The sequence below is a fragment of the Olivibacter sitiensis DSM 17696 genome (assembly GCF_000427965.1).
GTDB lineage: Bacteria > Bacteroidota > Bacteroidia > Sphingobacteriales > Sphingobacteriaceae > Olivibacter > Olivibacter sitiensis.
Genome location: NZ_ATZA01000007.1, coordinates 40,975 through 57,091, shown reverse-complemented (window position 1 = coordinate 57,091; position 16,117 = coordinate 40,975). Strand labels below are relative to the sequence as shown.

Sequence of the window (16,117 nt, the reverse complement as noted above, 5' to 3'; positions counted from 1 at the left end):
TCGGATGCGGTGCAAAATCACACACTATTACTTCAATAAATTAAGCTGATAAAGATCATGCCTTCTGTCCTTCATGGTCTTCACCGTGCCATACTCGTGCAGTTCCTTCAGTGCATAGAGATCTACATCGGTGATAAGTACCATTTCCGTATTGGGTGTGGCTTCGGATTTAACCCCATTTGTGGGGAAAGCAAAATCGGAGGGGGTGAAGACTGCCGATTGGGCATACTGGATATCCATGTTATTCACATTGGGTAGGTTGCCCACTGAGCCCGAAATGGCCACATAGCATTCGTTTTCAATGGCCCTAGCTTGGGCACAAGCTCGAACTCTGGTGTAGCCGTTTTGTGTGTCGGTTAGAAAAGGGACAAACAAGATATGCATGCCTTGGTCGGCCAACAGACGGGGTATTTCTGGAAATTCAACGTCATAGCAGATGACTATGCCCACTTTGCCACAGTCGGTATCAAAGACCTTAACGGAGTCGCCGCCATACATGCCATAATATTTTCGCTCATTCGGAGTAATATGTACTTTGTTATAGGCATCTACTTTGCCCGTCCGATGGCAAAGGTAAGAAGTATTGTACATTTTGCCGTCATCGTCTACCGTAGGCATAGATCCCGCCACAATATTGACATTGTAGGAAATCGCAAACTCCAATAACCTTTCCCTAATGGGGGCAGTATGCTCAGCCAACCGACGCATAGCTTCCTGCTCTGGCAGGCTATTGTATGGAGCCATCAACGGCGTATTGAAAAATTCCGGAAAGACGGCAAAATCGGCATTATAGCCACTTACTACATCCACAAAGAACTCGACTTGGTCAAAGAACTCGTCTACACTCTTGAAGGATCGCATCTGCCACTGTACCAAACCCAAGCGGATGGTCTGGTTGGTGGGAGAGATAGATGTTGTCTTTGGCTGATAGTAAATATTGTTCCATTCTAGCAAGGTAGCATATTCCAATGACTCGCTGTCATCAGGCAGGTAGTGCTTTAGTATTTTCTTGACATGGAAGTCATTGCTAAGCTGGAACGTAAGGGTAGGGTCGAAAATTTCTTTCTGCTTAACCTTGTCTATATACTGCCTTGGTGTGATTTCAGGGGCATATTCATGGTAATTGGGTATTCTTCCTCCAGCGATGATGCTTTTGAGATTGAGCTGCTCGCATAATTCCTTACGTGCATCGTACAGACGTCTGCCCAAGCGTAGCGATCTATAGTCAGGATGTACAAACACCTCTATGCCGTACAGCACCTCGCCATCGGGATCATGGTTGGCAAAAGTGCCATAGCTGATAATGTCATTATAACTCGATGTGTTGTCGGTTTTCTTTGAATTGATGATGATAGATAGCGCACAGGCTACGACATGTCCATTGGCCTCTACGCATAATTGCCCTTCGGGAAATAGTTTGATAAGGTCTTTTATATTGTTGCGGCTCCAGACGCCACCTATATTGACGTTGTAGGCCTCTTCCATAGAGGATTTGAGATCATTGTAATCCTTTATGGTTAAAGTACGTACTTTTATATTCATGTGTTTGTATGATATATTGCTTTTAGGACTAGAATAACGTATTTCCCTTTGGAAAGTTTGTCTTGCCCAGATGTCTATAGGCCAGTTCGGTGCATTCCCTGCCTCTTGCCGTGCGCATGATGTAACCTTCTTGTATCAAGAAAGGCTCATAAACATCTTCGATGGTGCCATCATCTTCACCTACCGCAGTAGCGATGGTTTTTAGGCCTACCGGTCCACCCTTAAATTTGTCTATGATGGTCATCAAGATACGGTTGTCCATCTCATCCAGTCCATGTTCGTCCACATTGAGTGCATGTAGGGCATATTTGGCTATTTCGGTATCTATGTTTCCGTTGCCTTTGATTTGCGCAAAATCTCGTGTACGCCTCAGCAGTGCATTGGCAATACGTGGCGTACCTCGACTCCTGCGGGCGATCTCGTAAGCACCCTCATCGCTGATAGGTGTTTGGAGGATATGGGCAGAGCGCAAGACGATAGTTGTAAGGAGTTTGGCATCATAGTACTGCAAGCGCGAGTTGATGCCGAAACGCGCACGCAACGGTGCAGTCAGCAAGCCAGATCTGGTAGTAGCTCCCACTAACGTGAATGGGCTGAGTGACAATTGTACCGAACGGGCATTGGGGCCAGTTTCCAGCATGATGTCTATCTTAAAGTCTTCCATAGCCGAGTATAGGTACTCTTCTACCAAAGGGCTAAGGCGATGGATTTCGTCTATGAATAGGATGTCGCCTTCTTCCAGGTTGGTGAGCAGGCCGGCCAGGTCACCAGGCTTGTCCAGTACGGGGCCAGAGGTAATCTTGATGCCCACTCCCATCTCATTGGCAATGATATGCGACAAGGTGGTCTTGCCTAAGCCCGGAGGCCCGTGAAGCAAGACATGGTCCAATGCCTCGCCTCTTAATTTTGCTGCTTGAACAAAAATCTTCAGGTTTTCGAGTATTTTTTCCTGTCCCGTAAAGTCTTCAAATACCTGAGGACGCAATGCTCGCTCAATATCCTTGTCTACTTTAGACAGATTCTCCGCATTGGGATTTAAATGTTCATTCATGCTCGTACCTATTCTAGGATCAAAAGTAAAATTAAAAATAAAAAGCAATACACATATGCGGCAATCTAATTTTTATGCTTTGTGCAGTAATGGATGTAGAGCATGATGAGGCAAGAAAAATCTTGCATAACCTGGTGCTTCAGGAAGAGATAACATTCTTTTAAAAGAGCGAAAGACGAGGCTCGAACTCGCGACTTCAACCTTGGGAAGGTTGCGCTCTACCAACTGAGCTACTTTCGCTTATGCCTAGCAAAAATAATAAGAAAAAAAGCAAAAGCACAAGTGCATCTTCAAATTCTTGTGCTTATCGTCCCTAAAAAGATTTACCTTCTACCTCCTTGGCCGTTTCTTCGATTTTCTTTTTTAATTCCTGCTTGAAATGCAAAATGTTTTGGGCCAATTGGCTGTCCGAAGTGGCAAGTATCTGGGCGGCCAAGATGCCCGCATTCTTTGCCGCGTTAAGGGCCACGGTAGCCACGGGTATGCCATTGGGCATCTGCAATATGGACAGGATAGAATCCCATCCATCTATGGAGTTGGAGGATTTGACCGGAACACCGATAACCGGCAAGTGGGTGACGGAAGCTACCATACCCGGAAGGTGTGCTGCCCCACCTGCGCCCGCGATAATGACCTTTAGGCCTCGGTTTGCGGCATTTTGCGCATAGTCGAACATGCGTTCGGGTGTGCGGTGTGCCGATACGATGCTCACCTCAAAAGTGACTCCTAACTCTTTCAATACCTGTATGGCCTCCTCCATTACGGGTAGGTCAGACTTGCTGCCCATGATGATACCTACTTTTGCGTGCTGCTGCTCACTCATGTTGCTAGATGTTTTATGATATAACTTCTATCGTTGACTGTACTTTTCTGGCTATTTCAATGGCTTTTTCTCGATCGTCGTTCACGATGGTCACATGCCCCATTTTCCGAAAGGGTTTGGTAAATTTCTTGCCATAAAGATGAATATATACACCGGGAATTTCCATGATTTCCTCAATACCTTCATAAATGGCTGGGCCCTCATGGCCTTCTTTGCCAAGGAGGTTGATCATGACGGCATTGGATTTGGAGGAAGTATCGCCCAAAGGCAAATTGAAAATAGCCCTAAGGTGCTGTGCAAACTGCGACACGAAATTGCCCTCGATGGTATGGTGACCACTGTTGTGTGGCCTAGGAGCTAGCTCATTGACCAAAATGCGACCATCTGAGGTCAAGAACATTTCGACAGCGAGTATGCCCACGATCTGCAGGTCATCGGCAATCTTGAGAGCCAACTGCTCCGCGCGCTGTTGTACCTCGAAGCTGTAGGTCGATGGAGAGATGAGAAACTCTACCAAATTGGCCTGTTCGTTAAACTCCATTTCCACCATGGGAAACGTTTTCACCTCGCCCTTATCGTTACGAGCTACGATGACGGCGATCTCTTTCTCAAAAGATACCCATTCCTCGATGAGCGACGGCTCGTCAAAGGCTTTGTCAAAATAGCTTTCGTCCACTATTTTCATGACACCCTTGCCATCGTAGCCGTCTTTGCGGAGTTTTTGGATATAGGGAAGTGGTAAAACAGCCTGACTAAGCCCCTCACGTGAGGATATCAGTTGAAAGGGTGCAGTAGGAATATCGTTTTGCTTGAAAAATTGCTTTTGCAGTCCCTTGTCCTGAATGAGACGAATGATGCGGGCCTGAGGGTAAACAACAACCCCTTCCTCTTCGAGCTGTTCCAAGGCGTCTACGTTTACCTTCTCGATTTCAATGGTCAGCATGTCCACTTGCTTGCCAAAGCGGTACACCGTGTCGTAATCAGACAGACTGCCCACCTCAAATTTGTCGCACAATCTCCTGCAAGGAGCATATTTGTCTGGATCCAATACGTGCACACTTACATTGAGGTTGATGGATTCCTGTATGAGCATACGCCCAAGTTGTCCGCCACCTAAAATTCCCAGCTTTAGATTTCCGTAAAATTCCTTTTCCATAGTTTGCGCATGGCCGTTTGCCTTAAAAAGGGACTGCTACCATGCAGATCTGCTTTGTTTATTTGTTCTATACTTGTTTTGCAAAACGCTCTTCTATCAAGCTTTCTTTGTCTATTTTTTTCTGCAGTTCCAAAAAAGCACCGATAAGTGCCTCAGGCCTAGGTGGACATCCTTGTACATAGATGTCTACCGGTATAACCTGGTCTACGCCTTTTACCACATGGTAGCCATGCTGCCAGTAGGGGCCGCCACAGTTGGCGCATGAACCCATAGAAACCACATACTTGGGCTCGGGCATTTGTTCGTACAGCAGTTTAATCCGTTCGGCCATTTTGAACGTGACCGTTCCAGCAATGATCATCACGTCTGCCTGCCTCGGGGTGGCCCGAGGAAACACCCCGAAGCGGTCGAAGTCGTAAGTGGCAGCCATGGCCCCCATCATCTCGATGGCACAGCAGGCAATGCCAAAGCTCACTGGCCATAGCGATGATAGCCTAGCCCAGTTGAGCAAATCGTCCAACTTAGCGACGACAATACCCGAATCTTCTTGCCTTTTGCTGATACTCATTGGGTTATTCGTTCTTGCTTTGTTTTACGAATCTTGGTCTGAAAGCGGGTTTGCGCGCTTCCTGCCCATCCTCCTTTTTCGTTTCTTGAATGGCTATTTGTTGCTCTCCCTTATAGTCGCGCACCCGATACACCTCCGCATTGATATTATCATAGGCAGAAGAAGGAATGGGAGAGGGGACCGGTCGTACGATAGATCGCGTGCCGACCCATTCCAAGTCGCCTTTTTTCCATACGTAGACCAAACCGAGTACTAGTATACCCACAAAAGTAAACATCTCTATCAAGGTGAAGTATCCCCATCTAGCATCTACGGCAATGAGCGACTCTTGGCCAAAGACGGTAGCCCATGGAAATATGAACACCACTTCTACGTCAAATAACAAGAAGATAAGCGCAATAACATAAAAACGATTGTTGAACTGTACCCATGAAGTGCCCTGAGTCTCTTCCCCGCACTCATAGGTGCTGGTTTTAAGGGCGTTCTTTTTGTGAGGAGATATGAATCGACCTATTAGTAAGGTGAAGACCACCAGCAAAGTACCTACGATAATGTAGATAAATAGCTTGCCAAATTCGGTAAGTTGGGGGTCTCCATCCATAATAGACAAAGGTAAGGAATTTTTGCTATTCCTGTATACAAGGCAAAATAAAATCGGAAGCAATTACCGGTTGCGTGTTTGAAAAATATAATGTAAGTTTGCTTTTGTAACCAATTATCTGAATTCTCAACGGCAAAGGTGAAGTAAAAAAATGTGAGACGCTATTGTGCTTATTTGGCCATTTGTTGATTTTGAATTTAACTAATACTTAAATTATGGCATTCAACAGTTTACCTAATCAAGCGGAATTGTTGTCACGGATTGCGACTGGCGATGAGCGGGCCTTTGCAGCGCTGTTCCGAGCTTACTTTAATCAAGTTGGGGAATTTGTACAATTGCTGACCAATTCTACCGAGACTACCCAGGAAATTGTGCAAGAAGTGTTTGCCAAGATTTGGGTGAATCGCGAGTCGCTCACACATGTCAAAAGGTTTAATGCTTATCTGTTCATCATCACTCGCAACCATACCCTGAACCATATCAGGGAGCTAGTAGCAGAACGGAAAATGCGAAAAGCCTATGTGAATGAAATAGATGCCATAGAAGCCCCATCGGTGTTTATTTCCAGCGAAACAAAAGATTATCATCAATTGATTGAAAATGCTGTTCAGTCATTGCCGCCTCAACAGCAAAAGGTCTTTATTTTGCGACAGCAAGGATTGAAAAATATCGAAATTTCGGAAAGGATGAACTTATCTATAGAATCCGTTAAAAAATACCAACACCTTGCCATGAAGTCCGTCAGTGAATTTGTTCGTATGGAAGTGCTTGTGGCGATTGTTTTGATATCATTTTTCTTGTAGTTGAAATAAATCTAAATTTTTTTTATATCTCAATATACACTTTTCTTCGTTTCGGTGTCTTTATAGCAAACCAATTACAAACAAAGGATAATGACTGCCGAGGAACATGCAAGACTTAGCTTATTGTTCGAGAGAGCTATCGCAAAAACCATTACAACTGAAGAGCGGGAAGAGCTATTCGAGTTGATGGCAAACCCGCTGAATCGGGAAGTTGCGGAGAGACTGCTTGGAACCTATTATGCAACCTTTCTTGCAGAAAAGCCGCCTTTCTCCGATGATGCGGCCGATATAATGATCCATAATATTTTGAAAAAAGAGGAATCGCCACTTGTAAAAAACGAGAGGCAGCCTTTCTATGTACAAACATGGGTGAAAGTGGCCGCTGCAATCGTACTTTTTATGTTAGCCGGAATCTATCTGTTCGATGGTAAACATCAGATCGACGACGAATTGACGATATCACAAGCAGTAGAGAAATTTAATATTAAACCTGGCCAAGAGCGGGCCGTACTGACACTCGGAGATGGACGCACTATATTGCTAGACGACGTGGAAAGCGGACTTTTAACCAATGATGCGGGGGTTAATATCAATAAAACCAACGATGGGCAATTGTCTTACCAACAAAATGGAAATACTCCAACATCGGTTGTCTATAATACCATCACTATTCCCAAAGGAGGACAATATAAACTCGTCTTGCCAGATGGAACTCGGGTGCATTTAAACTCGGAATCTTCATTGAGATATCCGACCAGGTTTATTGGTGACAAAAGAGAGGTGGAACTAGATGGAGAAGCTTTCTTTGAGGTGAAATCCAATGAAAAGCAGTCTTTTTATGTCCATACCGCTACGCAGTCCAGCCAAGTATTGGGTACCGCATTTAATATAAATGCCTACACCAATGAATCGGTAGTGAAGACAACTTTGGCTGAGGGAAAGTTAAAGGTCAGCAACAAGCATAATCAATCAGTGGTCATCCGCCCTGGACAGGCATCTATCAATAGAGAGAATAATTCAAGTTTGCTAGTCCGAGACGTTGATTTGGAAGAAGAACTGGCTTGGCATAACGGCTATTTCGTGTTTAACAATGAGCCTATTAAGAGCATTATGAAAAAGGTAGCGAGATGGTATGATATAGATGTGGATTACGAAGGCAATATGGAAAATAAAGTTTTTGGAGGTGTTTTCCAGCGTTCCAAAAGCATCGTCCAATTATTGAACAACTTTAAAGAGACTGGCATGGTAGACTTTAAAATAACAGAAAGGAAGGTAATCGTGATGGAACAATAGTTTATTTTTATCAAGCTTGCCCACCACAAAAAAACCGGAAGCGTTGGCGCGCCCCCGGTTTCCATTCACTTTGTGAATTTTGTGGGATAACTAAGCAATTGACCAAGTAAAACCAATTAAATTAATTAAACCCAAATTCAAATGTATAAAAACTTTACTGCAATATATTGCAGAAAACCAATTTTCTATTCATTCAAATTTTTGGTGATGATGAAGATCGCGATGTTGCTAACCTTCGCATTTGTGCAGCTGGCAATGGCCAGCAATGGGCAACAGCTAAGTATTAAGGTGAAAAATGCCTCTGCTACGCAGGTTTTATACCAGCTGTCCAAGCAAAGTGGCTACGATTTTATCTATGACGGCAAACTATTGGAAAATATCGCTCCAATTACGGTAGAAGCAAAGGACGTATCGCTGGTCACTGCATTGGACCTGTGTTTTAAGGACTATCCCTTCGAATTTAAGTTCAATGAGGACAAAACGGTGATAATAAAACCAAGATTGGTAAAACTGGTACCAAAATCTTTGTCGCAGGAACCGATTGTAGGTGCCGTGAGAGATTCTTTGGGCAATCCTTTAGGAGGCGTTTCTGTCTTGGTAAAAGGAACCAGACAGGGGACTTCGACAGATGTCGATGGCAGATTTCAGGTACAAGCAGAAAAAGGAAATGTTCTTGTTTTCAGATATGTGGGTTTTTTGGAGCGAGAGATAACTGTGGGAGAACAGCGTACGATCGATGTGGTACTTCGGGCCCAGACCTCTGCATTGGATGAAATCGTGGTTATTGGTTACGGCCAACGGGAAAAGAAGGATCTAACGGGCGCTGTCTCGCAGATTACTTCCGAAGAAATCACCAAGCAAGTGAACATGTCTCCGCAATTTGCCATGCAGGGTCGTATGGCCGGTGTCTTTGTCAGCAATCCCGGCAGTAGCCCTTTTGCTCGCCCCGATATCCGTATCCGAGGAGTCAGTACCTTGGGTTTCAATGATCCCCTTTATGTGGTGGATGGTATTCCGTTGACGGAAGGTGGGGCAAGTTCGACCGATGGACGGGATCAGACATTGCGAGGCAATATCAATGTTTTCAATATGATCAATCCAAACGATATCGAGTCCATTTCAGTACTGAAAGATGCTTCGGCAACAGCCATCTACGGGGTGCGTGCATCCAATGGTGTGGTGCTTATCACCACCAAGCGTGGCAGCGAAGGGAAGCCACGGGTAGATTTGTCCATGAACTACGGTGTTCAAAACCTGTATAAAAGATATGACGTCGCTTCTATACAGCAGTACGTAGACTGGAGCCTAGAAGCCATCAATGCCAATCCAGCCTATGTCAAGGATCAGTTTTATCCATTTCTTGACGCCAGCTCACCACATTACCTGGGCAATAGTCCCAATTATTCCAAGGACTGGATGGATGCGGTATTGCAGGAAAATGCCGCTATACAGGATTACAATATATCTGTGTCGGGCGGAACAAAGGCCTCTACCTATGCCGTAGGCGGAGGATATGCCAGTCAACAGGATGCGATGTACAAAAACCTTTTTGAACGTTATTCCTTTTCGGTCAACTCCGATCATAAGCTGACCGATTGGTTGAAAGTAGGGCAAACCTACCGGCTGGTTTATTCGGATGTCGATAGCCATACTGGCACAAGCTTTGGTGCCGCATCTTTCGTGTTGCCGTGGCAGCCACTTTACGATGCCTCGCAGGCCAACGGCCTTGCGAGAACCGGGCGCACGATCGATGGCAGGTTTTTTCCGTACGGCTATGGTGCGGCTACCATCAACAATTTCTTAGGTGTAGACGCACACGATGTTTCGACACGCGACATGCTTCGCAACCTAGGTAGTGCCTATGCAGAGATATCTCCTTTGGAAGGCTTGCGTATTCGGGGAACGTTTAGTGCCGACTATTATACCAATGCACAAGAAAGTTATACAGAACCTCAAACGGGTTTGTATTCTATTTCGTCAGGAATTGTCCAAAGTGGAATAGGAAATACGTTCGGTCGTCGGGAAAGCGTAAATATCAATATTGTGAAGGAATTTTTAGTCGCTTATAACAATTCCTTTGGCAAGCACTCGGTAGAAGGGCTTTTCAATATTATGGACCAACGAATCAAATGGAATATCAATGATAACAACATCGTCCGCAATTCCCCGATACCGAATTATGACCAGCGTTATATCAACGAAGGGTGGCCCTCGACGGATAAGGTCAGCTTCTATGAGCGCTATTCCTCCGGCCTGTTGGGCTACATGGGAAGGTTGAGCTATAATTACGATGGTAAGTATTATATGGACGCCACTCTGCGTCGAGATGGTACTTCCAAGTTTGGGCCCGGCTATAAATGGGGTACCTTTCCTTCTTTTGCAGGTGCATGGCGCATATCGTCCGAAAACTTCATGCGGAACATCTCCTGGCTGGATGATCTCAAAATACGAGGTGGATGGGGTAAGACCGGTAATCAGGAAACCCGCGATTTTGCATACCTTTCATTGGTCAATCTAAACCCTAAAGCTGCGTTTGGCACTGACGTTTCGGGAGACGGAACCTTATACTCCGCAGCAGCATTGGGCGATTTTCCAATCGCAGACATGAGCTGGGAGACGGTTACCACCTATTCTTTCGGATTTGACATGATGGCGCTCCGCAATCGGCTGAGCTTTACCGCCGAATATTACAATCGGAAAACGGATGGCATTTTACAGGCCATTTCCATTCCAGCGGTTATCGGAGCGTTGACAACTCCCGTGATCAACTTGGCCAAGGTGGACAATAGAGGTATGGAGTTTGATATCGGTTTTCAGGACAAGATTGGGAATGTGGGATATAATATTTCAGCTAACCTGACTACCGTGCGAAACCGGGTAAGCAACATGTATAACGGACTTCCTTCGACAAGCGGAAATGTGCGCATAGAAGACGGATATTCAATTAATTACTTATATGCCTATAAAACTGACGGCATCTTCCAGACTCAGCAAGAGGTGGACACATGGCTGGCCAATCACAACGACGTTGGGTTTTCCGCACAGAAATCTCCGGGAGATGTGCGTTTTGTGGATATCTATGGAGCTCCAACGGCGCAAGATCCAGATGGTGCGTTGAAAAACTATTCTCCAGATGGGCGGATAGACCCCTATGACATGACCTATGTGGGAAAAACCATTCCAGGCTATTACTATGGTATAAGTATAGGAACGGATTATAAAAACTGGGATCTGTCCCTGATGTTTCGTGGATTGGGGGATGTGCAGAAAATCAATACCTTGGGCTTGCAAAGTATCAGTGGTGGTGGAACGAACTTCCTCTCAGCGTATGCCAATAGGTGGACACCTAGCAATCCATCCAACACTATCCCGAGGGCGGTTCAAAGCGATCCTTCGGGAAATAACCGTATATCGGATCGGCATGTCCAAAATGCGGGTTTTTTCCGCTTCCAGAATTTCCAGTTTGGGTACCGCTTCAAAGGTGACTTTTTGTCGAAAGTTGGCGTGAGCAGCATGCGCTGTTACTTGTCGGGAACCAATCTGTTTGTGATTTCTCCTTATGACGATCTCGATCCGGAAAATATCACAACACCAACGGTTTTCTCATTCGGGGCAAATATTAGTTTTTAATTTAATGCTAAATAATCATTTTATGAACAAGATAATATCCATCATATTGGTACTGGTTATGTTTCTCGGCGCTTGCAGTGAGGAAACGATAAACCTTGATCCAATTGGAGACATAGAATCCGGATTTTTCCAGAATGAGGATCACATGCAACAAGCGGTTTTTGGCATTTATCAAAAGCTGTCCTTCTTTTATGCGTTCAGGGGTGGGCAAAACAGCCATGTTCTTCCAGTCACGTTGCTTCCGAGCGATGACCTCACCTCCCCTGCGGGATACGCGCTTGAGAATTTTACCGCGCTTAACGGTTCTAACGAGCAATTGAACAATTACTATCGATTTGCTTATCAACTTATTGCGCGTGCCAATACCGTATTGCAAAAAATAGATGAAAATGGCGATGAAATTTATCTGTCAGACCCTACTTTGAAAGGCTACAACAGGGGAGAGGCTTTGTTTTTGCGCGCTTACATGTATTTTGCATTATGGAATGTATACGGAACGGCCCCCTTGGTAACGGAACGAATCCTATATCTTGCAGATGCATATCCTCCCAACTCGACTGCGACACAGTTGCTAGATCAGGCAATAGCCGATTTGCAGGAAGCGGCGTCCCTGCTGCCCGATAGCTGGCCTTCAGAGTACAAGGGAAGGGCAGTCAGAAATTCCGCTTTGGGACTACGGGGCAAATGCTTGGTGTTCAGGGGTACAATAAATAATACAAGCACCGACTTCACGGAAGCTATCGCCAATTTTAATGCCATATCGGGTGTTTCACTGATGCCGCAGTATAGTGACAACTTTAATGCCTCTAAGGAGAACAATGCCGAATCGTTGTTTGAATACCAGGCCAATAGCTCCGCAGGAAACGTCAATCCCTTTGTCGGTGGAGCAGGTGGTAATGACGCATTCGCCGTGATTGGAGAAATTGGCCATTACACGGGCATGTTTAACCAACTGCCATCCTGGATTGGCAATTCCTATTTCTCGGCTACTTCTTCAATAAAAAATGCGTACGAAGACGGTGATCCTCGGAAAAGCTACAACATCAATTTGAGTGATGGTGTACTCATCAATGTCAAAAAATATGTCACGCACAATGCTTATGCAGCAGGAGCCTCGGGCCCAGTAAATGGCGTGAGTATCAACAATCCCCGTATCCTGCGTTATGCCGATGTCCTACTTCTACAGGCGGAGGCCATTGTGCGGAGTGGGGGTAGCTTGTCTCAGGCCATTGGCTTGATCAATGACGTTCGTGAAAGGGCGAGAAACTCAACCGAAAACGGAGTGCCCTCCGCAGTGCCAGCAAATCGTGACATGTCCGAAACAAATTCCAGCACCGTATTGGAATGGGTTTTTCAGGAGAGGCGACTTGAACTTGCCTTTGAGGAAGGACATCGTTGGTGGGATCTGCGCCGCAGGCATATCGCCGGAGAAATTGACTTGAAGGCCTTAGATTTCGCCTCGTTGCTGATCGATCTTCAATTTCAGGAATATAATATCAATTTTCCGTTGCCGTCTGGCGAAGTGGACGAAAACCCCAATCTGAGCCAGAATACGGGTTATTGACGGATCAGCCACCCAAAAGATAGTGCCATTTTGGGTGGCTTTTTTGCCTCGCTTGGAAGCTAGAGATAACTGGGATTGTTTGGCCACGGTATGACTGGCCTAGAAATAATATAAAATATTTATCCATGGACTGTATCAATCGTCGCGAATTTTTAATAGCAGCTTCTGCAGGCCTTGCCTTGGCAGGAATGCCCAATGTTTTTTCGGGGAAAACCAAACCTATACAAAATAAACTACCACGCTGGCGGGGATTTAATTTTCTTAATTTTTTCTCACACCGCCCCTATGTCGCGGACTACAAGCTGCTTGTCGCTACCGAGCAGGATTTTAAATGGATGGCAGATTGGGGGTTCGATTTTGTACGTATACCATTGGCATACCCCACTTATCTAAAATACAATCCATCCCTTGGCAAAGATATTACGCCGGAGGAAACCATTGATTTCAAGGAGGAGCCCCTTGAAGCTGTTGAGGAATTGGTGTATCTGGCCAATAAGTACAACCTACATGTGAGCCTCAACCTACACCGTGCTCCCGGATTTTGTATCAATGCGGGCTTTCGCGAACCCTTCAATCTTTGGAAAGACCAAGAAGCACAAGATGCGTTCTATGTCCATTGGGATATGTGGGCCAAGCGTTTCCGCCACGTTGCTCCACGACTTCTGAGTTTCGACCTGGTCAACGAGCCATGCTTCAAAGAAGATATGAATGACCAGTTTGCTCCTGCTCAAGCCATCCCCGGCGATATTTACCGAAAGGTGGCCAAAAGCTCCTTGCAGGTCATCCATCAGCAAAATGCGGATAGGCTTGTTGTGGCAGACGGCAATAATGGCGGGGCTTTGGTGATCCCCGAATTGATGGATTTGCCCATCGCGCAGAGTTGCAGGGGATATTTTCCACATGATGTGTCCCACTATCGTGCTGGCTGGGTATGGAAAAATCCTGACGATGCACCCATGCCCGTATGGCCTGCTATGATCAATGGTAAGAGATATGATAGGGAAGTACTTGAGGACTTCTACAGACCCTGGATGGATTTAGTAAAACAAGGGATAGGTGTGCATTGCGGAGAATGCGGTTGTTTCAAAGAAACTCCCCATAAGGTCTTTCTAGCGTGGTTTGAAGACCAATTAGATGTGTTGGGTTCGAGTGGTATTGGATGGGGATTATGGAATTTTCGTGGCGATTTCGGTTTACTTGATTCAGGAAGAAAAGATGTCGCCTATGAGGACTGGTATGGGTGCAAACTAGATAGCAGGCTATTGAAGTTACTGCAAAAATACTAGTCTATTGAAGAAATATATTTTGTAAAATTTTGATTTTTAATATAATAAATACAAATTGACATTCAATTATTACCTCAACGCACAAAACCATTTATAAATATAACCATAACATAACTCTAGATTTTCATGAAAAGCAGTATCTTTCTTCTACTCGCAATTTTTTTCTTAACGATTAGTCAGTCCTGCACCAGCATCGATCGCAAAAAATCGGTAGAGGCCGATGTAGTCATATATGGCGGAACCTCGGCAGCCATCACCGCGGCCGTGCAGGTGAAAAAATCCGGTAAATCCGTCGTCGTCGTCTCTCCAGATACCCATTTGGGTGGCCTATCCTCGGGAGGGCTGGGGTTCACTGATACGGGCGATAAGTCTGTCATCGGTGGCCTCGCGCGCGATTTCTACCACCGTGTTTATCTCCATTATCAGGACAGCGCCGCCTGGCAGTGGGAAAAAAAGGAGCAATACGGCAACAAGGGACAGGGAACACCTGCTATCGATGGCGATGCGCGCACCATGTGGATATTCGAGCCCCATGTGGCCGAAAAGATCTTTGAAGATTACGTAGTCGAATATGACATCGACGTGCGGCGCGACGAATGGCTCAACAGGGAGTCTGGTGTCAAAAAGGAAAACGGTCGGATCACATCAATCACCACGTTGAGTGGCAATACTTATAAAGGCAAAATGTTTATTGATGCTACCTACGAAGGCGATCTGTTGGCTGCATCGGGAGTCAGCTATCATGTAGGCCGTGAAGCCAATAGCGTATATGGCGAGCAATGGAACGGTGTGCAGGTGGGAGTGTTGCACCACTCTCACTGGTTTGGGGCAGACATCAGCCCCTACAAAATATCCGGTGACTCCACCAGTGGACTACTCTACGGCGTTTCGGCCGAGTATCCCGGTGAATATGGTGAAGGCGACCACCGTGTACAAGCCTACTGCTTCCGTATGTGTTTGAGCAATCATCCCGAAAACCGAGTGGTATTCCCTAGACCGGATAACTACAGTCCCGAGAACTATGAGTTGCTGGCAAGGGTCTTCGCTTCTGGATGGCGACAAACCTTCAGCAAGTTCGACATCATCCCCAACCGCAAGACGGATACGAACAACCACGGGCCATTCAGTACCGATTTCATAGGCATGAGCTATGACTATCCAGAGGCCAGCTACGAGCGAAGGAAGGAAATTATCAGGGAACATGAGGATTACCAGAAAGGACTGATGTACTTCCTGTCCAATGATCCGAAAGTACCGGAAGAGGTTCGGGAAAAGATGTCCCAATGGGGATTGGCCAAAGATGAGTTTACGGACAACGGAAACTGGCCCCGCCAGCTATACATTCGGGAGGCAAGGCGCATGGTCGGCGACCGTGTGACTACCGAACATGAAATTTTTAATCGAGCCGAGGTGGCCGATCCCGTAGGTATGGGGTCCTACACGCTGGATTCTCATAATGTGCAGCGCTACGTCAAGCTGGACGGATTTGTGCAAAATGAAGGCGATATTGGTGTCCACCTGCCTGGGCCATATAAAATACCATATCAGTCAATAATACCTAAAAAGGAGGAATGTGAAAATTTATTGGTGTCTGTATGCATGTCCAGTTCGCACATCGCTTTTGGTTCGATACGCATGGAGCCAGTATTCATGATCCTGGGCCAGTCGGCAGCATCCGCAGCCATTCTGGCCATAGATCATGATTGGGCAGTTCAGGACGTGGATTATGATCAGCTAAAAAGCGTATTGAAAGAGGACGGTCAGGTTTTGGAAAGTCCTGTTTTGGTGATAGAAAAATAA

12 protein-coding genes and 1 tRNA gene are annotated in these 16,117 nt (G+C 45.7%); 6 read left to right on the top strand and 7 right to left on the bottom strand.

Features of this window, described 5'->3' with window-relative positions; all coding sequences use genetic code 11:
• Positions 1–27: 27 nt before the first annotated feature.
• The 7 genes from A37S_RS0105560 to A37S_RS0105530 form a co-directional block, all read right to left on the bottom strand.
• Positions 28–1,542 (bottom strand): carbon-nitrogen hydrolase family protein, encoded by a 1,515-nt coding sequence (locus A37S_RS0105560; protein WP_028296125.1) that lies wholly within the window; start codon positions 1,540–1,542, stop codon positions 28–30.
• Between the two features lie 28 nt (positions 1,543–1,570).
• A complete protein-coding gene (ruvB, locus tag A37S_RS0105555) occupies positions 1,571–2,593 on the bottom strand; it encodes a Holliday junction branch migration DNA helicase RuvB (protein WP_028296124.1) in 1,023 nt (340 codons plus the stop codon).
• A 167-nt stretch (positions 2,594–2,760) separates the two neighbouring features.
• A tRNA-Gly gene (locus A37S_RS0105550) sits at positions 2,761–2,833 on the bottom strand.
• A 73-nt stretch (positions 2,834–2,906) separates the two neighbouring features.
• Positions 2,907–3,416, bottom strand: a complete 510-nt coding sequence (gene purE, locus A37S_RS0105545; protein ID WP_028296123.1) for a 5-(carboxyamino)imidazole ribonucleotide mutase — start codon at positions 3,414–3,416, stop codon at positions 2,907–2,909.
• A gap of 13 nt (positions 3,417–3,429) precedes the next feature.
• The gene (locus tag A37S_RS0105540) at positions 3,430–4,572 is read right to left on the bottom strand and encodes a 5-(carboxyamino)imidazole ribonucleotide synthase (protein ID WP_028296122.1); all 1,143 of its coding nucleotides are present in this window, start codon (positions 4,570–4,572) and stop codon (positions 3,430–3,432) included.
• A gap of 67 nt (positions 4,573–4,639) precedes the next feature.
• Positions 4,640–5,140 carry an NADH-quinone oxidoreductase subunit B gene (locus A37S_RS0105535; RefSeq protein ID WP_028296121.1) on the bottom strand — a complete coding sequence of 167 codons (501 nt, stop codon included), beginning with the start codon at positions 5,138–5,140 and terminating at the stop codon, positions 4,640–4,642.
• A gap of 4 nt (positions 5,141–5,144) precedes the next feature.
• Positions 5,145–5,741, bottom strand: coding sequence for an NADH-quinone oxidoreductase subunit A (locus A37S_RS0105530; protein ID WP_028296120.1), 597 nt, complete (start codon positions 5,739–5,741; stop codon positions 5,145–5,147).
• A gap of 215 nt (positions 5,742–5,956) precedes the next feature.
• Here A37S_RS0105530 and A37S_RS0105525 point away from each other — a divergent pair, with 215 nt between their 5' ends.
• The 6 genes from A37S_RS0105525 to A37S_RS0105500 all read left to right on the top strand — a co-directional run bounded on the left by A37S_RS0105525 (position 5,957) and on the right by A37S_RS0105500 (position 16,117).
• Positions 5,957–6,544 carry an RNA polymerase sigma factor gene (locus tag A37S_RS0105525; protein ID WP_028296119.1) on the top strand — a complete coding sequence of 196 codons (588 nt, stop codon included), beginning with the start codon at positions 5,957–5,959 and terminating at the stop codon, positions 6,542–6,544.
• A gap of 90 nt (positions 6,545–6,634) precedes the next feature.
• A complete protein-coding gene (locus tag A37S_RS0105520; protein ID WP_051292754.1) occupies positions 6,635–7,837 on the top strand; it encodes a FecR domain-containing protein in 1,203 nt (400 codons plus the stop codon).
• 207 nt (positions 7,838–8,044) lie between these two features.
• Complete coding sequence (locus A37S_RS0105515) at positions 8,045–11,467, top strand: TonB-dependent receptor (RefSeq protein ID WP_028296117.1); 3,423 nt, start codon at positions 8,045–8,047, stop codon at positions 11,465–11,467.
• Positions 11,468–11,489: 22 nt separating this feature from the next.
• Positions 11,490–13,031 (top strand): RagB/SusD family nutrient uptake outer membrane protein, encoded by a 1,542-nt coding sequence (locus tag A37S_RS0105510; RefSeq protein ID WP_169719443.1) that lies wholly within the window; start codon positions 11,490–11,492, stop codon positions 13,029–13,031.
• Between the two features lie 125 nt (positions 13,032–13,156).
• A complete protein-coding gene (locus A37S_RS0105505) occupies positions 13,157–14,317 on the top strand; it encodes a glycoside hydrolase family 5 protein (RefSeq protein ID WP_028296115.1) in 1,161 nt (386 codons plus the stop codon).
• Positions 14,318–14,443: 126 nt separating this feature from the next.
• On the top strand, positions 14,444–16,117 hold the full coding sequence (locus A37S_RS0105500; RefSeq protein WP_028296114.1) for an FAD-dependent oxidoreductase: 1,674 nt from the start codon (positions 14,444–14,446) through the stop codon (positions 16,115–16,117).